The organism is Heliomicrobium undosum (genome assembly GCF_009877425.1).
Taxonomy (GTDB): domain Bacteria; phylum Bacillota; class Desulfitobacteriia; order Heliobacteriales; family Heliobacteriaceae; genus Heliomicrobium; species Heliomicrobium undosum.
Genome location: NZ_WXEY01000001.1, coordinates 26,641 through 48,801 on the forward strand (window position 1 = coordinate 26,641; position 22,161 = coordinate 48,801).

A 22,161-nucleotide genomic window follows, 5' to 3' on the forward strand; every position below is an offset into this window, starting at 1 on the left:
TCTCGCTGATTCAGCCGCGTTCGACGCGGATTACGCTGCCGACGCGCTCGACGATCGGCATATCAGACAGGATGTTTAGCGCCTTCTGCAGATTGTCTTCCTGGACGGGGTGGGTGACCAGCACGATCTCGGCGCTGTCGCCGATCGTCTCCTGCTGGATCAGGGTCTGGATGCTGACGCCCTGGTCGCCGAAGACGCCGGCGATGGAGGCGAGGACGCCGGGCTTCTCCGTCACCACTAGGCGCAGGAAGTATTTGCACACGATCTCGCCGATGGGGCGGACCGGCTTCTGGTGGTAGCAGGTGCAGGAGATGCGGCCCGTATGGCCGTTGATGATGTTGCGGGCCACATCGATGATATCGCCGACGACGGCGCTGCCCGTCGGCATGTCGCCGGCGCCGCGGCCGTAGAACATCGTCTCGCCGACAGCGTCGCCCTTGACGAAGATGGCGTTAAAGGCGTCGTTGACGGCGGCCAGGGGATGGCAGTCCGGGATCATGGCCGGGTGGACGCGGGCCTCCACCTTGCCTTCGATCTCCTTGGCGATGCCGAGCAGTTTGATCGTATAGCCCATCTGTCGGGCGTATTGGATATCGCGGGCCGTCACCTTGGTGATCCCCTCGACATACACGTCGTTCAGTGTGATCCGCGAGTTGAAAGCGATGGAGGCGAGGATGGCCAGCTTGCGGGCGGCGTCGAGACCTTCCACGTCGGCCGTCGGGTCTGCTTCGGCGTAGCCCAGGGCTTGGGCTTCCTTCAGCACCTCGCCGAAGTCGCTGCCTTCCTGGGTCATCTTCGTCAGGATGAAGTTGGTCGTGCCGTTGATGATGCCCTTTAACTCTTCAATCCGGTTGGCGGTCAGGCAGACCTTGAGGGGGCGGATGATGGGGATGCCGCCGGCGACAGAGGCTTCGAATTCCAGGTCCAGTTCCTTGGCGTCGGCCAGTTCGAAAAGTTCCCGGCCATGGACGGCCATCAGGTCCTTGTTGGCGGTGACGACGTTCTTGCCCGCTTTCAGGGCCGATTTGATATAATCAAGGGCGGGATGAATGCCTCCCATGAGTTCGACGACGATGGAGATCTCGGGGTCTTCCAGGATGTCGGCGGGATTGTCTGTCAACAGGGCGGGATCGACGACAACAGGGCGCGGTTTTTGCAGGTTGCGGACGAGCACCTTTTTGACCTGCACCGGCCGGCCGAGCCGCTGGGCGATATCCTCCACCCGGTTTTGCAGGATGCGCAGCGTTCCGCCCCCGACCGTTCCCAGACCGAGCAGACCGACCATGATGGGTTGTTTCATCGGATGCACCTCACTTATTCCTCTCACTTGTTCCGCTGTCTATTCCTCTTCGCTGCCCACCAGTTGGGCGCTGCGGACGCCTGTCAACTGCCTCAGTTCGGCCAATAGCCGCGGCAGGTCGACGGACATCCGGCTCCTGTCCAACACAAAAGCCACAGGCGCAAGGCCTTTTTCCGGAACCGACTGGTTGATCGTTAGGATGTTGCCCTCCATCGCCGCCACCGTGTTCAGCACCCGCGAGAGGATGCCGGGGTGGTGTTCGAGCAGCAGGCTGACCGATACGATGTTGGACCGTCCAGGTTCCCGAAAAGGCAGAACGCCATCCTTGTATTTATAGTAGGCGCTCCGGCTGAGACCCACCTTTTCGACAGCTTCGCTCACCTTGGTCACCTCGCCCTTGGCCAGCATCTCGTTGACCAAGGCCGTCTTCAGGATCGCTTCTGGGAGGATGTCTCCGTCGACCAGGTAGAAACGCTTTCCCCCATCGTTCATGATTTCACCTCTGTCCATCTGGGGAGGAATGTTTCTCTGTATGGTAGACATTATATCGGTTTTATCGGCTGTTCGGCAACCCCAATATGAAGATTCATACAATTTCCTCTTGCGCCGGCTTGTGAGGCCTACTTTCCAGAATCACTTGAATAAAAATGAGGCTCTCCCGGAGATGGGGAGCCCCATTTGTTACCACAACTTATGTTACAGGCTTCTTACGGAGGGCGCAGCGCGGATTACACTGCCGTTTTCGGCCACCGTACGGCCTGATCGCCGCTATCCTTCAGGATGAGATCGGCAGCTAATTTGCCACAGGTCATGACGACGGGCACGCCGCCGCCGGGGTGGACGCTGGCGCCGACAAAGTAGAGGTTCTCCACCTCATCGGAGGAGATATGGGGACGGAAATACCCCGACTGGAGCAGCGTCGGCGCTAGACCAAAGGCAGCGCCCTGGTAGAGGTTAAAGCGCTGTTGGAAGGTGTGGGGCGTGTAGACTTTTTCAAATTCGATGTGCCCCCGCAGGCCGGGAAGGTCTGCCTGTTCCAGTTTGGTCATCACCTTTTCCCGGTAGCGCGGCAGTTCTTTCTCCCACTCTACGCCACTGGTCAGGTTAGGCACGGGGACAAGCACATAGATGACTTCCTTGTTCTCCGGCGCCACCGACGGATCGATCCGCGTCGGCGCGTACAGGTAGATGGCAGGATCGTCAGGCAGGATGCCCTCTTCAAAGATCTGGTCCAAGGTCTCTTTGTAGTCGCGGGTAAAGTAGATGTTATGTACGTCCAGATTCTCGTAGCGGCGGTTGACGCCGAGGTAAAACATCAGGGCGCCGCAGGAGTTGGTCATGCTCTCCAGCTTTTTGGGGGTGTACTTGCCCCTGTGCTCCGGCGCGATCAGCGTCTCCATGGATGTGGGGAAGTCGACGTTGGAGATGACCACATCAGCATAGAGTTCTTCACCGCCGGCCAGGCGCACGCCGCACGCCCGACCGCCTTCGATAAGGATGGATTGGACCGCCGCGTTCAGCCGCAGATTGCCTCCGAACTCGTCGAGCAAGCGGACGAGGGCCTTGCCGATGGCGTTCATGCCCCCTTTCGGGTACCAGACGCCGCTGACGCCATGCTCCACGTAGGCGATGATCGTGTAGATCGAGGGGGCGTCAAAGGGTGAAATCCCCAGGTAGATGGACTGGAAGGTGAGGGCGATACGCAGTCGCTCATCTTTGATGAAGCGGCTGATATCGGCATACATGTTGTTCAGCGTCTTCAACTGCACCATGCCGGTGAGCGTGTCGACGGTCAAAAACTCTTCCAACTTGTTCAAAGGCTTTTCGATAAACTTCTTGCGCGCCGCCATGTAACGGCTGTGGATTTGGGAAAGGAATCGCAGGTACCCGTCCACATCGTCGGGGTTGATGCGGCGGATCTCATCGAGCAACGCCTTCATGTCGCTCGGCAGGGCAAGAACAGTGCCGTCCTGGTAGTTGAGCCGGTACAAGGGGTTCAGGCGGACCAATTCTACATAATCTTCAATGTTCCGGCCCACCTCGGCAAAAAACTCGCGGAAGACATCATCCATCATCATGATGGTGGGGCCGATGTCGATGGTGTATCCTGCCTCTTCGATGGCGCCGAGTCGACCGCAGGGGGCGGCTTCCTTCTCAAGAACGGTCACGTCCCAGCCCTGATAGGCCAAACGGACGGCTGCGCTCAACCCGCCGGCGCCGGCGCCGATGACGAGCGCTTTTTTTCCATTAACGTCTTTTGCCGATTCCTTCAGGGAATCTTTGGCGGGGTTTTCCCTAAAACCATTTCCCATATCTTTCACCCCAAAATCAAACTTAATAATCGTTATCATTATTTATAAAATAGCAAATTCATCAGACATATGCAATGCCTGGAAATAGGACGATCGTCCTATTTATGTTCACCCGGCTTTTCTCTTTCGCCCCAGCCAACCGGCGAAAAAAACAGCGACAGCCATCACCGCCAGGGCGGTGACCGCCAACAGTTGCGTCGGATGATACCATGCCCGGATCTCGAAAAACTGGATCGGGCGCTGGAAGGCGGTCAAGATGCCTGTTTCCTCCGGCAGACCGAGGTGGAGGACATATTTTCCCCGCTCCCCCGACTTGTCAAAGACAGCGATGTAGTAGTCGGCTTCGGCAGGAAGACGGAACTGAAAGGCTTGGGTCAGCCAGAACCGGGCGCCGGACACGGCGTCATCGAAGTCGCGTTCCCGCGCCGCCGGCTCAATCACATGGGCGCCAAGGCCGTTAGGGACGGTGAAGTAGGCGCCGTCGCGAGCATCCATTGGCAAGCCCGGGCCGATGACAGCAATGGAAGGACGAAACTTCTCCAATCCATCCAGTTGCGGAACGGCCATCTCCAGGCGCAATTCGTCGCCGCTTTGCCCGTGAACAGTGAAGTAGTCCGTCTGCCCGGCGTGAAAGAGCCTTCCATAAATGCGCGTGCTCCGGTCTAAAGGCAGCACCGGCGCGTCAGACCGGATGGATGTGAACCGGTGGGCAGGAAAGAAGGTCTCGAAGGCCTGCGACGGCGTGACGAAGAGGAAGGGCAGTGTCAGTGATAGAACCGCCAACCAGACATACAACCCCACTTTGAGAAGCGGCGTTTTTTGCATCTTCCCCCTCCTCCCCCGGCGATTCTGATCGATTTTTCGTCGGATAAGCAATTTTTTTGTGCCTCGCGCTCGGCAATGTTTGCTATACTTTATTTGTTACATTTAAATACAAAACGTCTAAATACAAAAATCGCAGTGACGAACAAATACCATCATCAAGGGGAACCGTGTATGTTGGACCGTTCTTTCAACCGCAGGACCTTTTTGGGCCTGGCTGTCGCTTGCGGCGCCGGCCTGGCCGCCTACGGGTTGCGCCGGCGGTTGTCGATAGAGCCGGCGCTGGCCAAAAATGAGATCCCGGAAGATCCGATGGCTGAACCGCTGCCGATCAACCAACCGGGCTATTGGGTCGATCTCTCGGGGTTCCGGCTGAGCCGGCGGAAGTTTCCCTATCCCTACAAAGCCGCCGTCACCATCACCTCGGACATCGATGGCTCCACCTTGGACGAGTTCGGCGCCATCCACGAATACCTGAACAGCCGGGCCATGACCGCCATGGGCCAAGGGTTGGGGTTGGATATCGCCGATTCTTTCTGGATGTACAACGCCACCGATGTGGCAGCCAAGGTCCATCCCGACGGACGCGACCTGACCGCTCAGATGACCTATTGGAAAGGAACGAGCGCGACGCCTTACTGCGCCGAAGCCATTAGCCATTACCTGCGCTGCGGCTGGATCGATTCCATCCACTCCTACGGCGACTTCACCCGCACCGACCCGGCTGATGTGCGCTTCGCCCGCTCTTTGGCCGAAGCGGCTGCAAAGGAATGGCGGCGAACGGGGATGGACAAGCGCTTCGAGATCTGGATCGATCACGGCAATAGCGCCAACGTGCAGAACTTCGGCGGCGCCGACCGCGACGGTCTTCACTACCAGGCAGGCGATGACCCGGCCTCCCCCTATTACCACACGGACCTGTTGCCGAACATCCGCTTTGTCTGGGGATCCACCCGGGGTTCTTTCGAATCGCGGCTCTGCCGCCCTAGTCTGCTGTACCGGCGCACGCTTCGTGACGGCAAGCGCCTGTGGGGCTTTTACCGCTACACAAATGAGGGATTGGACGGAAAAAACAGCCCCCGCTGGATCTGGAGCCCCCACCTGCTCAAGGAGCAGTTGAACCCGGAAAACTTTCGCCAGTTGAAAGAAAGCGGCGGCTACGCGGCCTTCGCGCAACACCTAGGGGGACCCTCCAACCTGAACCCGCCCTTTCGCCCTCTTGAATACGAACCCCTCCAGTTGCTCGCCCGCGAACAGGAGCAGGGGGAGATCCTGGTGGCCCGCACGTCACGGCTCTTGCGCTACAACTTGGCCGACCTTTTCGTACGCTGGTCGGCCGCCAGAGACGCTGCCGGCAACGTAACCATCGACATATCGGCCATCGACGACCCCCACCGGGGAAGTTACATACCCACCGTAGACGACATCCGCGGCATCACCTTTTCCTGCAGCGACCCTTTTCTCGCGGTAATTTCCCTGAACGGAACGCCACTTGAACCTGCGCTTGTCAGGCGCCACCGATCGGATAGGACAGGCTTCGGCGCCATCGGTGTCGCCTGGCACAACGCCGATAAAACCAATTACCGGATCGATGATCGAAGACGGTGACTTTTTCCTAACCTTTCCCTATCCCCCTTCATAGTATGGTAGCGAAATCGAGACTTCTGATTTGCCGCCGACTTGGAGGGGGATTCGTTTACATGTCAGATCGCACATATTCTCGTGGTCCCGAAGAAACAAGGGGCGTTGCGCCGGCGCAACGGCAACCTGATTGCCGATACGCCTGCCCGCAGGAGCCCTATTTGCTTCAGGCCATGCATCGTCAAGTCTGCCGGATGGTGCAGGATCGCTACGCCGAAATGTATTCCCGCCTATACCACGATATGCGGGGTACGGTCTCGGACATGATGGGGACAATCGATCAACGGGGCTATTGCTCAAGCTTGGTTGGCTCATCCCTCCCCGGATATCCAGGCATGGTCCCCTCCCCTGGGTCCGCTCCTTGGAGCGGGCCGGCATCCCCTGTTCCGCAGCCGTGGTTTCCCATGCCGGTCACGCCACGCGCGCCAGAAAGACCAACCCTTCCGGGCGCCTACCCTTTGCCGGACTATCCCTCCCCTGGGGAACAACCGGCGGAGTGGATGCCCGGAACTGAACCGTTGCCGACGCCCTTTCCGGCTCCCGGGATGATGCCGACTCCGGCGCCGTTGCCGGCTCCCGAACTGTTGCCGGCTCCCGCTCCGGCTCCGGCTCCCGTTCCAGCTCCGGCCCCCACTCGCCCCCCCTGCAGCCGGCCGCTCCCGCGTCCCAGCCGGCGTCCGACGCTGATTATCCCGATGAATTCGGAAGAGAAGCCCGCGCCCACCTCTTCGATCAAGGTGACCTTTGGCCCTGATTCTGCGCAGACGATAGCGCCTGCGGAGGAACAGGAGGATGTCCTTTCGGCCGCCGTCACGAATGACGACATTGACGCTCCAGCAGAAGAAGCGGTGATGACCATGAGCGACACCGAGGAGATTACGGAAGTTATGGAGGTTACGGAAGAGAACGCCGAAGAAAGCACCGAAGTGAGCACATTGGAAATCGACGAAGAAAGCAGCGACGATGGCGCAAAAGGGAGTCAAGAAGACAAGGAAGATTCACAATGAAAAGGCGTAAGCCCTCCGGCTGACCAGTCGGGGGGCTTACGCCTTTTCATTGATGCTATTCGATGATGAACGATCTTGCTTCCGAAGTGACAAAGCAATGGACAACCCGTATACTTTCCGGGCATTTGCACTAAAATGGATATATATGGCAGTATTGGAGTGAGATGCTGTGTCGGTAATCAAAAATGTGATCGTGCTGGGGATGCACCCCTACCCTTGGCATGACGATAAAATGAGCGACACGATGCGTTCCATGACGAGGGCCTTCTCTGGCGTCAGGCCGGTTTTCATCAATCCCAGCGTCGGTTTCAAAAGAGCCCTGACGGAAAAATACGCCCTTCGCTTTGCCTGGTCATTCGTCGAAGACGGCGCCGTCCTCGTATGCACCCGGCCTTTTGAAAAAGTCCCCTCATCTTTCGGACTGGGAAACGTGAAGAGCCGCCGGACCCTTCAACAGTTGAACGCCTTCATCCAATCCGTCCTCGGCGAAGGCTGGAGAAAAAACAGCCTGCTCTATCTATCATCAGGAGGGATTGCTCAGTCCTATGAAACGATGAAGGCGCTGACGCCGCTGCTGATGGCTTTCGACATCCTCGACGACAACCTCGCCTTTCCCGGCATCTCCTCAAGGGAGAAAGCGATGTTGGATGCTTTTTTTACCGAACTGATTTCGCGGTCGACTGTTGTTACCGCCGTTTCGGATCATCTGTTTGAAAAAATCAGCAAATCCCATCCGGAAAAAATCAAACTGCTGCCCAATGGGGTGGATGTGGACAGGTATGTCCATCGCGACGATTTCACCGAGGAAATTGGAGAACTCCGCCATCTGGAGAGACCCCTGATCGGTTTCGTCGGCGCCATCACCAGTTGGATCGACCTGGAACTGCTCCTGAAGATCGCCGATGGACTGTCAAGGGGCACTTTGGTGATGGTCGGGCCCGTCATTCAGGAAGCGGTGCCCCGTGATCTGTTCGAACGATTGACTTCACACCCCAGGGTAACCTTCACAGGACCTGTTTCTACGCAACGGGTGCCGCATTTTCTGCACCAGTTCGATGTTCTCCTGCTGCCCAGGAATTACGCGCCTCACTCGCTGGCTTCGGACCCACTGAAGCTCTATGAATACATGGCGACGGGAAAACCGGTGGTCTCGACAGCCCTGCCGAGCGCGTTGCGGTTTCAAGATGCCATTTACGTCGGACAAGGCCATGAGGAAATCCTTGCCTTGCTGCAAAAGGCGCTCGACGACTGGCCGCGCGAACGGTCCCAGAAATGTCGCGACGCCATTGCGACGATGACATGGGAGAACCGGGCCAAAAAGCTCTTGGAGTGGGTCGAGGCGTCAGCGGTGTCATTGGCGCCGGCGACGACGGCAGCGTCGGCCCGCCGGTTGCACTGAACACTCGATTTGGGTTAGAGGGCGCTTTTCAAGTCGTCTCCGCTCGCGCCGTCCTTCTTCGCGGAACGACGTCGACGCTTCTCGACTGTGACTGCATTATTGGCAGCTTCTGCGGCTTCCGCGGCTTCCGCTGCTTTCGCTTTTTTCGAAGGCTTTGGGGTTTTTACAGTTTTTGTGGATCCGTTTGTTTCAGCTGCCCCTATAGATTCAACAGATGCGGTTGACTTTTTCGACCTTGTCGACCTTGTTGACTTTGTTGACTTCGTGGTTGCCGAAGAAAACTCCAGGTTCATCATCCCTGTCTGGGCGTCAAAAACAATGACGGCCGGATAGGGCTTTTTTTCTTTCGTGTAAAAACGCAGGCGAGGCGAACGGCCTTTTTCCAACAGGGCGAGGGCTGTCTTTTCTGTGATCCGCTTGCCCTTGAAGGTCTTCCAAATCGTGACGGGGCAGTTCTCGTCTTTCCAATTGGCGCAGCCGTAAGCCTTGCGGTTTTCCACGATAGCGCCGCCGCAGCGGGGGCATATCCCAAAACGCCGGGCGCAGGCGCTCTTGTCATACCAGCTTTTTTCGGCGGCCTCCAACTGCTTGACCAGATGGACGGCCAGGTCGGACACGCGTCGGTTGAACTCCAAGGGCTGGGCGTTGCCGCGGGCGATCTCGTTCAGGAACTTCTCCCAGCGGCCTGTCATCTCTGCTGACAGCAGAATGGGAATCTCGGACTTTTCCACCAGGCTGACCAGGGCCATCCCTTTCGGGGTCGGTTCGATCTGCTTGCCCTGCAGTTCGATGTAGCCGACCTCTTTCAACCGCTCGATGGTGGCCGCACGGGTGGCCGGCGTTCCCAGACCGGCGTCCTTCATGATCTCCCGCAGTTCCTCATCATCCAACTGCTTGCCCGCCGTCTCCATGGCGGCGAGCAGGCTCCCTTCCGTGTACGCTTTGGGCGGTTCCGTCTGCTTTTCCATCACCTCGGCGCCGGCGCAAAAAACCGCCAAACCGGTCCGCTCCGGCAAGCGTTCCTGTTCTTTCGGCGGTGTCCAGCCGCCGTCAACGACCTTCCAACCGGGATCGATGATCGCCTTTTCGGCGCTTCGGAAGAGATACACGCCTGCGCCGCCGGGAACGCCGGCTTCCTTGATGTGCGCGCTGTCCGGAACTGCGGTCGCCTTGGCGGAGGCGTCGGCGGGGAGAACTGTTGCTTTGCCGGTAGTACTCTCGAAAGGCACACCGGTGAGGACAACCCGTTCGCGATAGCGAGCCGGCAGATAGTAGTGGGCGAGCACACGCCGGACGATCCGGTCATAGACCTTCAGCTTGTCCCCCACCAGCCCGGAAGGGACCAGAGTCGTGGGCAACAGTGCGTGGTGGTCCTCGACCGCTTCAGGCCGGCAGATGTTCCGGTTGCGCTCATGGACCAGTTGCGGGTTGCCCTTGGCAACGAAGGGGCCGTACACAGGGTGCCCGGCGAGGCTGGAGACGACGCGCCGGAGCAGGGCCAGGCCATGCTTGTCGACAAATCGGCTGTTCGTGCGGGGGTATGTAATGAACTTGCTGTCGTAGAGTTCCTGGGCGATCTTGAGGGTCTTGCTGGCGGAAAAGCCAAAAAGGCGGTTGCACTCGCGCTGCAGTGTCGTCAGGTCATAGAGCCGGGGCGGAAGCTCGCGGGACTCCTTCTCTTCCACCTGGCGGACCTCGCCGTTCCGACCGTCCACTGCGGCGGCGATCGCCTCCGCCTTGACCTTTTCATTGAGGCGGCGCGTCTCACCCTTTTCCTGCAACCAAACGCCCCGGTAGTCGCAGCCTTCACCGCGAAAGCGCGCCCAGACCTCCCAGTAGGTCTCGGGGACAAAGGCGTCCCGTCGACGACGGTTCTCGCAGATCATGGCCAGGACAGGCGTCTGCACCCTGCCCAGGGAGAGCAATTCACCGAAACGGGTCGTGAAAGCCCGGGTGGCGTTGATGCCGATCAGCCAGTCGCCCTCGCTCCGGCAGCGTGCCGACTTGAACAGGTTGTCATACCGTTCCAGCGGCTTCAGGTCGGCCATGGCCGCCCGGATGGCCTCGCCGGTAAGGGAGGCCGTCCAGAGCCGCCAGGCCGGCATCCCCTCCATGCGCAGATAGGCGACGATGTAGCGGAAGATCAGTTCCCCTTCCCGAGCGGCGTCACAGGCGTTGATCAGGCCCCGACTCTTTTTCGCCAGTCCGGCGATGGTCTTCAACTGGCCTTCCGCCTTCTTCACCGGCCGCAGCTGAAAATCGGGGATGATCGGCAGGTCGCCGAAGCGCCAGCGCTTGAGGCTGGAGCGGTAGTCCTCCGGTTCGGCCAGTTGGACGAGGTGCCCGACGGCCCAGGTGATGTAATAGTCGGGGCCCTCCAGGTAACCGCGCTTTTTTTGATAGGAACCGGCGATAGCCTCGGCGATGGCTTCAGCGGCGCTCGGCTTCTCGGCGATGATCAAGGTTTTCAACGTTTCCTCCCCCGAGGATGAGAAAAGCGGGGCATCCTCTGCCCCGCTTAGCTACCCACGGTATTTGAGTTCAATGGCGATGGTTTTCATGTAAGAATGATTGGGAATAGAGAGGCTATGGAATTCTTTTTTCCAGCCAGATTTCCAAGTCCTATTGCTGGTCCTGGTTGTCCAGGTATTCCTGCACCCCGGCGTTGTCCTCGTCTTCTTTGACGGCGCGCATGCTCAGGGAGATGCGGCGCTCGGCTTCCTTGATGTCGAGGACCTTCACCTTGACCTGATCGCCAACGGAGACGACGTCTTCCGGCTTGTTGACGCGGCGGTCGGCCAGTTGGGAGATGTGGATCAGGCCGTCGACGCCCGGTTCCAGTTCGGCAAAGGCGCCGAAGGGGGTGAGCCGGACGACAGTGACGGTGATGGTGGCGTCGATGGGGTATTTCTCGGAGACGGTGCTCCAGGGGTTGGGCAGCACCTGCTTCAGACCCAGGGAGACTTTCTCCTTCTCGCGGTCAACCTTGAGGACATAGACGTCGATGACGTCGCCTTCTTTGACCACTTCGCTGGGATGCTTGATGCGGCCCCAGGACATTTCAGAGACGTGGAGCAGGCCGTCAACGCCGCCCAGGTCGACAAAAGCGCCGAAATCGGTCAGGCGGCGGACAGTGCCGCGGCGGGTCTGACCTTCTTCGATCTCTTCCCAGGTCTTGGTGCGGGCTTCTTTGTACTCCTCTTCGAGGACGACTTTCTGGGACAGCACGGCATTGTTCCGGCGGGTGTCGATCTCCATGATCCGCATCCGCAGGGTCTGGCCGATGTATTTTTCCAGGTTTTCCACATAGCCCCGTTCCACCTGAGAGGCGGGGACGAAGCCGACGACGCCCACATCGACGCGCAGGCCGCCTTTAACGACGGCGATGACTTCGCCGGTGACGATGTCGCCACGCTCCTTAGCTTCTTGCAGGGTGACGATTTTCTCCCGTTCGATGGCGCGACGGCGGGACAGCACCAGGGTGCCGTCTTCCGATTCGGCCTTGAGGATGACCACTTTCACTTCGTCGCCGACTTTGACGATATCGCTAGCCGAGTTAGGAATCCGGGTCGCCAGTTCCCGCATGGGGATGACGCCTTCCGACTTGCCGGCCACGTCGACGAGCACCTCGTCATGGCTGACTTTGACGACAATGCCGGTGATCAGTTGACCCTCTTCCATCTTCTTGAGGGACTCGGCGAACATTTTGTCCATATCCTCGATTTCATTCTCCGGCTCTTGGACTTCGAGAACTTCTTGGTTTTGATCGTTCAGTTCGGTCGTGGCCTGTTCTTGGTTCACATCGGTCATTCTTTGTACTACCTCCTCGATTATCCAACGGGGGGTGGATGCCCCCGCAGTTACCCCCGCTTTTTCCTTGCCTTGAAACCATTCAGGGTCCAACTCGTCAGCCGTCTCGACATGGTAGGTCGGGACGCCGGCGCCCTGGCAGATCTGCGCCAACTTGGCTGTGTTTGAACTGTTGCGCCCGCCGACGACGACCATGACGTCGACCTCTGCGGCCAACCGCCCGGCGGCGTCCTGGCGCTTGCTCGTCGCTGCGCAGATGGTGTTGCGCACCACCAGTTCAATCGAGTTGCTACGCAAGGCCGACTCAATTTGGCGCAAAGTGGCCTCTTTTAGGGTAGTTTGTGCGATTAGCGCCGCCTTACCCTGAAGATCAAGGGCTTCCGCCTCCTGCCCGTCGGCGACAACAAGGGCTTTGCCACCGGTCCAGGCGACGATGCCCTGCACTTCCGGATGATTCCGGTCGCCGGCGACGATCACCTGGTAACCCTGATCGGTAAAGTCCTTGGCAAGCTTCTGCACCTTGTGGACGAAGGGACAGGTGGCGTCGACGATGTCAAAGCCGCACTGCTTCGCCTGTTCATAGACCTTGGGGCCGACGCCGTGGGAGCGGATGACGAGCCGCCCGGGAGAGGCCCCTGCAAGGTTCTCCACTTCCCCTACGCCTTGCCGGGCCAGCCGTTCGACGACCTGAGGGTTGTGGATGAGCGGCCCGTAGGTGACCACCCGATTGCCTTGGTTGACTTCCTTATCCACTTGATCGAGCGCCCGTTGGACGCCAAAACAAAACCCAGCGTGATCCGCCAGGAGGACTTGCAAACCCATCACTCCCCTATTCGTCTGGTTTTATTTTCGTGATAAAACGGATAAATCCTGCTTGTACTCTCAAAAACTCTCTGAATTTTAGAAGAAAAGGGGAATCGGGTTAAAATAGGATATTTCGCGATTGGCAGGTTATCCATTAGTTTTAGCAATTTGTTTTAATACTTGTCAGGGATTCAATGGCATTGTTCCGATTACGGATCTAAAGGTTTCTTCACTTTGATATGGGAAACGGATCAATTCATCTTATAGGCAACTGCTTATGTGTGATATGAACTGCTTTTAAAAATAAATCATCCCCATCGCATCAGGGGATGACCTATCTGGTCGATATGAAAATGATAAACGACCTTATTTTATTGCTTATTTCTTGACTTTGTTCTTAAATTTCCTTCGCCCGATTCACTAAGCCCGCGATTTCCTCCATCATCCCATCTGACAAATCATGCAACCGTTGCGATGACAGCCGCTCCCCTTCCGCCGTTTCGATCCGGAAAGGCCGGCCGATAGAAACGGAAAAAGGCCGAAACCATCCCCCGGAAAAGACGTTCCCGCTGTTGTGCAAGCCTACCGGAAGAATGTACGCTCTCGACTTGGCGGCGATCATGGCGGTGCCTGCCTTGGCCTCGCCCGTCTCACCGGTCTTGCTCCGTGTTCCTTCCGGGAAGATGCAGATCACCTTGTCCTGTTCGAGGATATCAAGCGATTTTTTCAAGGCCTGGCGGCCGGACTTCCCCCTGTCCACCGCATAGGCGCCGCAGACGGTCATCACATAGGACAGGACAGGGATTTTGAACAACTCCGCCTTTGCCATGAAATGCAGTTGCCGTGGAAGGGCGCAGGCCAGGATGACGGGATCCCAGTTGGAGACATGGTTGCTGACAACGATCAGCGGGCCATCGAGGGGGACATTCTCCAGCCCGCTGATCCGCCAATGACAAAAGTGTTTGAAAGGAAAGCGGAAAAGCGCCCGCAACAGGCGGTAGAGCCAGTAGGCCGAGGCGAGCCCTTTCCGTTCCATTTCTTCTGGATTTACAAAGGCAGAGCGGATCTCGTCAGTCATCGCCATCCCCCGTCCGGCTATGTACCATATCCAACAGGCGTCCCACCACGTCCTCAAAGGCAAGGCCGGTCGTATCGAGGTACAGGGCGTCGCCGGCCTGCACCAAGGGCGCCGTCTCACGGGTGGAATCCTCCCGGTCGCGCCGTTCCATATCGCTACGGAGTTGATCGAAGTCGACACCCATGCCTTTGAGAGTCATCTCCTTGAAGCGGCGGCGCGCCCGCTCTTCCACGGAGGCGGTCAGGAAAACCTTGACTTCGGCCTGGGGCAGCACATGGGTGCCGATGTCGCGGCCGTCCATGACGACGCCGCCCCGCACCGCCATCTTCTGTTGCAGGCGCACCATGGGCACACGGACACCGGCCACAGCAGAGACGCGGGAGACATGACGGGACACCTCAGGCGTGCGGATGGCGTCGGTCACATCCTGCCCGTCGGCGAGGACGGTCAAACCGCCGGGAACAGGCAGCAGCGCGATGTCGGCCTGCTCCGCCAGCCGGGCCAAGGCCTCGTCGTCAGACAACTCGATCCCCTTTTGCAGGGCCAGCCAGGTCAGGGCGCGGTACATGGCGCCCGTATCGATATAGAGATAGCCCAGGCGTTTCGCCAACTCCCGGGCGACGGTGCTCTTTCCGGCGCCGGCCGGTCCGTCAATCGCCACTTGGATTCCGGCGTAGGTCACAATTCTATCCCCTTCGCAGTATGGCGGTCTCTCAGGCGCAGCAGCGTGCGCCGGGAGCCGGAGCGATGATATCGAAGCGACTCACCATACTCATTTTCTGCCGATATTTTACCACATATCTCGGTGACGACGCACATCATCCGTCTCCGAACGCCAGAATCTGCGGAAAAACCTCACCGTCAAAGCCCCTTGCAACCGAACTCACTTCGTCTAATGGGCGAGGAACGCCACGTCCGCTACCGTAGCTGTCCGCAAGGAACTAAAGGACAACGGGATTCCTTTTGGCTACGCGCCCCGCCGCAACGTTTCCAGCAACTCGGCAAAACCGGGGAAGGACACATCGATGCTGGCGGCGTCGTTGATCACCGTCTCCCCTTCCGCCAGCAGTCCGGCCACAGCCAGCGCCATGGCGACGCGGTGATCGCCGTGGCTCTCCGTCTCCGCCCCCCGCAGGGAAGCGCCGCCCCGGATGATCATCCCGTCGGGTCTCTCCTCAATATCGGCGCCGAGTTTGCGCAGTTCGCCGGCCATGACAGCGATGCGATCCGTCTCCTTCACCCGCATCTCGGCGGCGTCGCGGATCTCCGTCGTCCCCTCCGCAAAGAGGGCGGCCACGGCGATGATCGGCAGTTCGTCGATAAGACGGGGGATGATGGCCCCACCGATGGTCGTCCCTTTTAAAGGGGCGCTCCGGACGATGAGGTCGGCCACGAGCTCACCGGCGACCTCACGGGCATTTTCCACCTGCACATCACCGCCCATGGCCCGCAGCACCTCGATGATGCCATCCCGCGTCGGGTTGACGCCGATGTTGTAGAGGACCAATTCGGAACCGGGCACGATGGAAGCGGCGACAAGTAAAAAGGCCGCTGATGAGATGTCGCCGGGGACCTCCACCTCCTGGGCGCGCAGTTCGGGGAAGCCCTCTACAGATGCCGTCAAGCCGTCCTCAGACCGCCCGATCTTGGCGCCAAAAGCGGCCAGCATCCGCTCCGTATGATCCCGCGAAACCAGGGGCTCCCGGACGCTGGTTCGCCCTTCGGCGAACAGCCCCGCCAGGAGCACGGCCGACTTGACCTGGGCGCTGGCTACCGGGCTGTTGTAGTGGATGGCTTCCAAGGCCATCGATGCGCCGTTGATGGCCAGGGGCGCCTTGGTCGCATTCTCGCGACCCCAGATGGACGCGCCCATCTCCAGCAGCGGCCGGGTGACGCGCCCCATGGGCCGCCGCCGGATGGAGCCGTCGCCGGTCACCACGGACAAAAAGGGCAGGCCGCTGAGGATGCCGGTCATCAACCGGATCGTGGTGCCCGAGTTGCCCACATCGAGCACCTCCGAGGGTTCTTTCAAGCCCCCCGGTCCTTGGCCGTAGACGACCACCTCGGACGGAGAGGGCTGTTCGATCCGGACACCGAGTTTACGGAAACAATCGATGGTGGAAAGGCAATCCTGACCGGGCAGGAACCGGTGAACCCGTGTCACGCCCTTGGCCAGCGCCCCGAACATGACGGCGCGGTGGGAGATGGACTTGTCGCCGGGGACCTCCGTTTCGCCGCGCAAAGGGGGACCCGGTTGTACGGCAAGGCGTTTGAGCGATGCTGTTTGCATATCGTTCATAGGATCCAGGATCTCCTTTTTTATCGTATTTTAGAAAAAGCGGTTGTTTTTCGCGCCAGGGCGTCGAAACAACCGCCTGAAAAACCGAGAATGTACGCTACCACCGCTTGACGATGATGCCTGCGCCGGCGAGGACTTCCACGGCCCGGTCGGCGTCAGGCGCTTCGTAAAAGCCGATGCGGATGGTTCCGCCGTGGCCTTCGCGGACCCGCAGGATTTCGATGTCGGCGATGTTGACGCCGTTGTCGCCCAGGAGGCGGGCCATCGTGCCGATCACACCAGGCTCATCGGGCACGGTGACGACGATCTCATGAATGCCCGGCAGAATCCCTTTGGCCTTGCGGGGAATGGAGAGGCGGACTTCACGGGCATGGGCGAGCGTTTCACGGAGCGCTTCGACGGAAGTGTCGTTATCGCTTGCTCGTGAGCGTTCCTGTGATGAACCGCAGCCCCCGCAGGCGTCGATCTGTGCTTCCAGCCGGTCCAAGGCGTTGCGGAAGCAGCCGATCATATGTAGCAGCGGCTCCCGGTTGGTGCAGGCGATGTCGACCCACATCTGCGGGTCGCCGGCTGCTACACGCGTCGTGTCCCGGAAACCACCGGCCGCCAGCATGGGCGCTTTCGGGTACTCCTTCGCCGCTTCGCTCAAGGTCTCAACCAGAGCGACCGCCATCATGTGGGGCAGGTGGCTGACCAGGGCCACCATGCGGTCATGCTCCTCGGCGCCGATCTGCAGCACCCGGGCGCCGGCGGCTTTGAACAGGTTTTCGACTGCTTGCAACGCCCCGGCGTCGGTATCCGCATCGGGCGTCAGCACGTAGACGGCGTTTTCCAACAGGTAGCGGTCAGCGCCCCGGATCCCCTGCTTTTCCGAGCCGGCCATGGGATGGCCGCCGACGAAGCGGACACCGGGCGGGAGCAACCGGCCCATCTGTTCGAGCACCCACTGCTTTGTCGAGCCCACGTCAGTGACGATGGTCCCCGGCTTCAAGCGATGAACGATAGACTCGATGATGGCCGGATAGGTGCGGACCGGCGTGGCCAGCACGACGAGATCCGCCTCCGCAACCGCTTCCGCGGCGTATGCCTCAACCCGGTGCGCCGCGCGAGTGGCCAAGGCCAACTTGCGTGTCTCCTCATCGCGGTCGACGCCGATCACCTCATCGACCAACTGACCTTGGGTCAAGGCCATTGCCAGGGATCCGCCGATGACACCGAGACCGATAATGGCCACGCGGCGAAGGACATCAGCGCCTTCTATCTTTTCCTGTACTGTGTGGCGAACGGTTCCTTCCGCCTGTTCCATGCCTTCACCCCCGGAGATAGCTGCCCAGCACACGGATCAGGGTAGTGAACTGCCCGATGGCGTTGAGCGCTTCGGCCACCTTGCGATCGCGCTGGTGTCCGACAAAGTCAATGAAAAAGAGATACTGGCCCAGTTCGTGCTTGGTGGGCCGCGATTCGATGCGGGTCAGGTTGATCTCCCGCTCGGCAAACTCCTTCAAAATGGCATAGAGGCCGCCGGGTCGATCTTGGGGCAGTGAACAGACCAAGGATGTCTTGTCGTTGCCCGTCGGTCCTGTTAACTGCCGTCCGACGACGACGAAACGGGTCTTGTTGTTGGGCCGGCTCTGGATATCGGACTGAGCAATCCGGAGGCCGAGTCGTCGGGCGGCGAAGGCCGAACCGACGGCAGCCCGCGGCGCCTCGGGAACACTCAACTCCAGGGCTTTCTTCGCGCCTTCCACCGTCGAAGAGGTGGCGATGGGCCGCGCGTTCGGCAGCTTGGCATCGAGAAACTTGCGGCACTGAGCCAGCGGCTGCGGGTGTGAGTAGACCTCGACAACGCGGGTCCAGTCAACATCCGGTGGGACAAGCAGGTGGTTGTGGACAGAGAGGATCAGTTCGCCGAAGATGAACAGCCCTGGGTTTTCCACCAGTTCGTCCAGGGTCTGGTTGATCGTGCCCTCGATCGAGTTCTCCAGGGGCAGGATGGCGGCCTCAATCTCCCAGAGGCTCAAGGCCTCATAGACAGCCGAGATGCTGGAAAAAGGTCGCAGGGTTGTTTCCGGTAAAAAAAAGGCCTGGGCCGCTTCTTCGCTGAAGGTGCCTTCAGGCCCAAGATAGCCCACCGGCCCCTTGACGGCGCCGGCGAGCCCTTTCGGTTGTCGCTCAGTCATCATATCACTCATCCGTCTCCTTGCCGGTACTCGCTGTGTTTAACCCATCGGGGGGAAAGTGCGACCGATGGGATTCGAGGAATCGAGGGAACCCCTCCGATCCTTTTACAGGATTTCTCGAATTCCCTTCCCAATCCTCCCGGCAGCGATGGCAAGTCGACAAATTTTTCTTTTTAGGCCGTCCGTCCCATCACGCCGGCTACGCGGCGCAAGTCGTCCATGAGGCTGACAAACTCCTCCGGCCGCAGGGATTGGGGACCGTCGCAGAGCGCTTCCGCCGGGTTGGGATGGACCTCGACCATGATCCCGTCGGCGCCGGCGGCGACAGATGCCATCGACATGGGCCGGACAAGGTGGCGCTTGCCGGTGCCATGGCTGGGGTCGACGATGATCGGCAGGTGGCTCAGGCTCTTGATGATCGGAATGGCGCTCAGGTCGAGGGTGTTGCGCGTCTGTGTCTCAAAGGTGCGGATGCCCCGTTCGCAGAGGATGACATTGTAGTTGCCGCCGGCCATGATGTATTCAGCCGCCATCAGCCATTCCTCGATCGTGGCCGACAGGCCGCGCTTGAGCAGGATGGGCCGGTTCACCCTGGACAGTTCGCGAAGCAGGTGGAAGTTCTGCATATTGCGGGTCCCCACCTGCAGGATGTCGCTGTATTCGGCGATCACTTCGATGCTGCGGGTATCCATGACCTCCGTGCAGATCAGCAGGCCCGTCTCCTCCCGCGCCTGGGCCAGGAGTTTGAGTCCCTGTTCCTCCAGGCCCTGGAAGGCGTAAGGGGAGGTGCGGGGTTTGAAGGCGCCGCCCCGGAGGATCTTGGCGCCGGCCGCCTTGACGGCCTGGGCCGATTCGAGGAGTTGATCCCAGCTTTCCACGGCGCAGGGGCCGGCAAAGACCTGCAACTCGTCGCCGCCGATCTCTACGTCGCCGATGCGGATGACCGTGTTCTCATGACGGAAGGAACGGCCGGCCAATTTATACGGTTGAAGCACAGGCATAACTTTCTCCACTCCCGGTTGCGCCTCCAACGTGGATGCGGAGATCCGGGACTTGTCGCCAATGACGCCGATGATCGTTTTTTCGACGCCTTGAGATAGGTGAAGCTGCAGCCCTTCTTTGGTCAGGCGCTGCTTGATCGCTTCGATTTGTTGCTCCGTTGCCCCTTCGCTCATCACAATGATCATGTGACAAATCCTCCCTCGTCCTTCTGTTAATGTGTCCGGTCGGAAGGTCAGGCAATCGTCGGCCCGAGAAGACAAAAAGGCACCCCAGCAGGTGGAGTACCTTCAAAATCAACAGACAGACTCCTACCGTACTTCCATGCTACAAAAAATTGAAACATCACCGGCGGGCGCTTCGGCCCTTTCACCTGCACCGGAGGGCGACCACATCGCCTCCGCTACCTCGATCATCTCTAGAGATGATCCCTACAATATCCAATATAGCACAGCCCCCACCAGGCTGCAACCTTTTCCAATTGTCAGAATTTCAGCCGACAGCCGCTGCCATCTCCCGGGCAAAAGCGCCCACCTCGGCGAGCATCTGCGCCCGGTCATCGAGGTTTTTGGCGATGAGCTTGACGATGGCGCTGCCGACGATGACGCCGTCACAGTTGGGCGCCACGATGGCCGCATGCTCCGCCGTGGAGATGCCGAAACCGAGGGCCAAGGGAACGTCGGTCATCGCCCGCACCCGCTCCAGCAAGGCTGCCGCGTCAGGCGGCAGGTCGGCCCGCATCCCCGTCACCCCAAGCAAGGAGACACAGTAGATGAAGCCGCGCGCCTTTTCAGCGATCAGTTGGATGCGCTCCGGCGTCGATGTGGGCGCGGCCAGGGGGATCAGCGCCAGCCCCATCTCATCCAGGGGTTCTCTCAGCACACCGCCCTCTTCGGCCGGCAGGTCGGCCACGATGACGCCGTCGACGCCGGAGGCCGCCGCTTCGCAGGCGAAGCGCGCCAGGCCGAAGCGCAAGACCGGGTTGTAATAGGTCAGGAGGACGATGGGGATCGACGTCTCCTGGCGCAGTGCCCGCACCGTCTCCAGCACCTTGGGCAGCGTCGTCCCGCCGGCCAGCGCCCGGCCGGCCGCCTCCTGGATGACCGGCCCGTCGGCGACAGGGTCGCTGAAGGGCACGCCCAGTTCGATGATCGAGGCGCCGTTTTTCTCCAGCGTCAGCACCAGTTCCTTTGTTGTCTCCATGTCAGGATCGCCGGCTGTCACATAGGCGATGAAGGCCCGCTTGCCTTCCGCTTTCAGGGTAGCGAAGGTCGCCGCCAACCGTTCTGTTCCGCGCAGTTCTTCCATCTCAGCCCACCTCCCCGGCCAGTGTGTGCACGTCTTTGTCGCCGCGGCCCGACAGGTTGACGATCAACAGGCTGTCCGGGCTCATCTGGGGCGCCATTTTCGCCGCCTGGGCGATGGCGTGGGCGCTTTCCAAAGCCGGCAGGATGCCCTCCGTCAGGGCCAGGATGCGGACGCCCTCCAGGGCTTCCCTATCGGTGATCGCCACAAACTCGGCTCTGCCGCTGTCTTTTAAATAAGAGAGTTGGGGTCCCACGCCAGGGTAGTCGAGACCGGCGGCGATGGAATGGGTCCCCATGATCTGCCCGTCGTCGTCTTGCAACAGGTAGGAGACGGCGCCATGCAGCACGCCGGGAATGCCCGCCGTGAGCGACGCCGAGTGCCGCCCCGTCTCGACCCCGTCACCGCCGGCCTCGACGCCGATCAGGCGGACCGACGCATCGTCCAGGAAGCCGGAAAACATGCCCATGGCGTTGCTGCCGCCGCCGACACAGGCCAGCACGGCGTCGGGAAGGCGGCCTTCCTTCTCGATGATCTGGGCGCGCGCCTCCACACCGATGACCGACTGGAAGTAGCGCACGATCGAAGGGTAGGGATGAGGGCCGGCGGCGGTGCCGAAGCAGTAAAAGGTGTCCTGCACATTGGCCACCCAGTCGCGCATGGCCTCGTTGATGGCGTCTTTGAGGGTCCGCGTTCCCGAGGTGACGGCGATCACCTTCGTTCCCAGCAGTTGCATGCGCAGCACGTTCAGGGCCTGGCGCTCCACGTCTTCTGCGCCCATGTAGACCTCGCAGGGGATGCCGAAGAGGGCGCAGGCCGTCGCTGTGGCCACGCCGTGCTGACCGGCGCCGGTCTCGGCGATAACCCGTTTTTTGCCCATCCGCTTGGCCATCAGCACCTGGCCGAGGGTGTTGTTGATCTTATGGGAACCGGTGTGGTTCAAATCTTCCCGCTTCAGGTAAACGCGGGCGCCGCCCAGGTGCTCTGTGAGCCGCCGCGCAAAGTAGAGGCGGCTGGGCCGGCCGGCGTATTCGGCGAGGAGGGTCTGAAACTCCTCCTGGAACGCAGGGTCGTCGGCCATCTGCCGGAATGCGGCCTCCAGTTCCTCCAGGGCCGGTTTCAGCGTCTCGGGGACAAAGGCGCCGCCGAAAGCGCCAAAACGACCATTTGGAGTTAGTTGTCCAGTCAAGGCGGACACCTCTTTC

Annotated in this window: 17 protein-coding genes; 3 read left to right on the plus strand and 14 right to left on the minus strand. The window is 60.0% G+C overall.

What is annotated here, in order from left to right:
• Positions 1-10 precede the first annotated feature (10 nt).
• From GTO91_RS00135 to GTO91_RS00150, 4 genes are all read right to left on the minus strand, one after another.
• Positions 11-1,300, minus strand: a complete 1,290-nt coding sequence (locus GTO91_RS00135) for a homoserine dehydrogenase (RefSeq protein WP_161253039.1) — start codon at positions 1,298-1,300, stop codon at positions 11-13.
• Positions 1,301-1,339: 39 nt separating this feature from the next.
• A complete protein-coding gene (locus GTO91_RS00140) occupies positions 1,340-1,792 on the minus strand; it encodes an ACT domain-containing protein (protein WP_012282994.1) in 453 nt (150 codons plus the stop codon).
• Positions 1,793-2,028: 236 nt separating this feature from the next.
• Positions 2,029-3,612, minus strand: a complete 1,584-nt coding sequence (locus GTO91_RS00145; RefSeq protein ID WP_161253042.1) for a phytoene desaturase family protein — start codon at positions 3,610-3,612, stop codon at positions 2,029-2,031.
• 108 nt (positions 3,613-3,720) lie between these two features.
• Positions 3,721-4,437 carry a hypothetical protein gene (locus GTO91_RS00150; protein ID WP_161253045.1) on the minus strand — a complete coding sequence of 239 codons (717 nt, stop codon included), beginning with the start codon at positions 4,435-4,437 and terminating at the stop codon, positions 3,721-3,723.
• Between the two features lie 171 nt (positions 4,438-4,608).
• On the opposite strand from GTO91_RS00150, the gene GTO91_RS00155 reads away from it, so the two are divergent.
• From GTO91_RS00155 to GTO91_RS18535, 3 genes are all read left to right on the plus strand, one after another.
• On the plus strand, positions 4,609-6,042 hold the full coding sequence (locus tag GTO91_RS00155) for a hypothetical protein (protein ID WP_161253048.1): 1,434 nt from the start codon (positions 4,609-4,611) through the stop codon (positions 6,040-6,042).
• A 491-nt stretch (positions 6,043-6,533) separates the two neighbouring features.
• A complete protein-coding gene (locus GTO91_RS17785) occupies positions 6,534-7,082 on the plus strand; it encodes a hypothetical protein (RefSeq protein WP_207708945.1) in 549 nt (182 codons plus the stop codon).
• 169 nt (positions 7,083-7,251) lie between these two features.
• Positions 7,252-8,481, plus strand: a complete 1,230-nt coding sequence (locus tag GTO91_RS18535; protein WP_161253051.1) for a glycosyltransferase — start codon at positions 7,252-7,254, stop codon at positions 8,479-8,481.
• A gap of 14 nt (positions 8,482-8,495) precedes the next feature.
• Here GTO91_RS18535 and GTO91_RS00170 read toward each other — a convergent pair whose 3' ends face one another.
• The 10 genes from GTO91_RS00170 to trpB all read right to left on the minus strand — a co-directional run bounded on the left by GTO91_RS00170 (position 8,496) and on the right by trpB (position 22,145).
• Positions 8,496-10,952 carry a type IA DNA topoisomerase gene (locus tag GTO91_RS00170; RefSeq protein ID WP_161253054.1) on the minus strand — a complete coding sequence of 819 codons (2,457 nt, stop codon included), beginning with the start codon at positions 10,950-10,952 and terminating at the stop codon, positions 8,496-8,498.
• A 151-nt stretch (positions 10,953-11,103) separates the two neighbouring features.
• Entirely contained in the window at positions 11,104-13,113 is a 2,010-nt protein-coding gene (locus tag GTO91_RS00175) for a bifunctional 4-hydroxy-3-methylbut-2-enyl diphosphate reductase/30S ribosomal protein S1 (protein ID WP_235918853.1), read from the minus strand.
• A gap of 379 nt (positions 13,114-13,492) precedes the next feature.
• Positions 13,493-14,173: a lysophospholipid acyltransferase family protein gene (locus GTO91_RS00180; protein ID WP_161253057.1), complete on the minus strand. Its 681-nt coding sequence runs from the start codon at positions 14,171-14,173 to the stop codon at positions 13,493-13,495.
• Positions 14,166-14,855 carry a (d)CMP kinase gene (cmk, locus tag GTO91_RS00185; RefSeq protein ID WP_161253059.1) on the minus strand — a complete coding sequence of 230 codons (690 nt, stop codon included), beginning with the start codon at positions 14,853-14,855 and terminating at the stop codon, positions 14,166-14,168. Before cmk ends, GTO91_RS00180 begins: the two co-directional genes overlap by 8 nt.
• 285 nt (positions 14,856-15,140) lie before the next feature.
• Positions 15,141-16,463 carry a 3-phosphoshikimate 1-carboxyvinyltransferase gene (aroA, locus tag GTO91_RS00190; protein WP_161254030.1) on the minus strand — a complete coding sequence of 441 codons (1,323 nt, stop codon included), beginning with the start codon at positions 16,461-16,463 and terminating at the stop codon, positions 15,141-15,143.
• Between the two features lie 106 nt (positions 16,464-16,569).
• Positions 16,570-17,778 (minus strand): prephenate dehydrogenase, encoded by a 1,209-nt coding sequence (locus tag GTO91_RS00195; RefSeq protein WP_161253062.1) that lies wholly within the window; start codon positions 17,776-17,778, stop codon positions 16,570-16,572.
• Between the two features lie 4 nt (positions 17,779-17,782).
• Entirely contained in the window at positions 17,783-18,655 is an 873-nt protein-coding gene (gene pheA, locus GTO91_RS00200; protein WP_161253064.1) for a prephenate dehydratase, read from the minus strand.
• A 170-nt stretch (positions 18,656-18,825) separates the two neighbouring features.
• The gene (gene aroF / locus GTO91_RS00205; protein WP_161253067.1) at positions 18,826-19,839 is read right to left on the minus strand and encodes a 3-deoxy-7-phosphoheptulonate synthase; all 1,014 of its coding nucleotides are present in this window, start codon (positions 19,837-19,839) and stop codon (positions 18,826-18,828) included.
• 304 nt (positions 19,840-20,143) lie between these two features.
• Positions 20,144-20,959: a tryptophan synthase subunit alpha gene (gene trpA, locus GTO91_RS00210; RefSeq protein WP_161253070.1), complete on the minus strand. Its 816-nt coding sequence runs from the start codon at positions 20,957-20,959 to the stop codon at positions 20,144-20,146.
• Position 20,960: 1 nt separating this feature from the next.
• Entirely contained in the window at positions 20,961-22,145 is a 1,185-nt protein-coding gene (trpB, locus tag GTO91_RS00215) for a tryptophan synthase subunit beta (RefSeq protein WP_170294031.1), read from the minus strand.
• Between the last annotated feature and the right edge of the window lie 16 nt (positions 22,146-22,161).

Coding starts and splice junctions, on each gene's coding strand:
- GTO91_RS00195 (WP_161253062.1), bottom strand. CDS start 17,778: ATGGAACAGGCGGAAGGAACCGTTCGCCACACAGTACAGGAAAAGATA.
- aroF (WP_161253067.1), bottom strand. CDS start 19,839: ATGATCATTGTGATGAGCGAAGGGGCAACGGAGCAACAAATCGAAGCG.
- GTO91_RS00135 (WP_161253039.1), bottom strand. CDS start 1,300: ATGAAACAACCCATCATGGTCGGTCTGCTCGGTCTGGGAACGGTCGGG.
- GTO91_RS00145 (WP_161253042.1), bottom strand. CDS start 3,612: ATGGGAAATGGTTTTAGGGAAAACCCCGCCAAAGATTCCCTGAAGGAA.
- pheA (WP_161253064.1), bottom strand. CDS start 18,655: ATGATGACTGAGCGACAACCGAAAGGGCTCGCCGGCGCCGTCAAGGGG.
- aroA (WP_161254030.1), bottom strand. CDS start 16,463: ATGCAAACAGCATCGCTCAAACGCCTTGCCGTACAACCGGGTCCCCCT.
- GTO91_RS00140 (WP_012282994.1), bottom strand. CDS start 1,792: ATGAACGATGGGGGAAAGCGTTTCTACCTGGTCGACGGAGACATCCTC.
- GTO91_RS00175 (WP_235918853.1), bottom strand. CDS start 13,113: ATGGGTTTGCAAGTCCTCCTGGCGGATCACGCTGGGTTTTGTTTTGGC.
- GTO91_RS00155 (WP_161253048.1), top strand. CDS start 4,609: ATGTTGGACCGTTCTTTCAACCGCAGGACCTTTTTGGGCCTGGCTGTC.
- GTO91_RS00180 (WP_161253057.1), bottom strand. CDS start 14,173: ATGACTGACGAGATCCGCTCTGCCTTTGTAAATCCAGAAGAAATGGAA.
- trpA (WP_161253070.1), bottom strand. CDS start 20,959: ATGGAAGAACTGCGCGGAACAGAACGGTTGGCGGCGACCTTCGCTACC.
- GTO91_RS00150 (WP_161253045.1), bottom strand. CDS start 4,437: ATGCAAAAAACGCCGCTTCTCAAAGTGGGGTTGTATGTCTGGTTGGCG.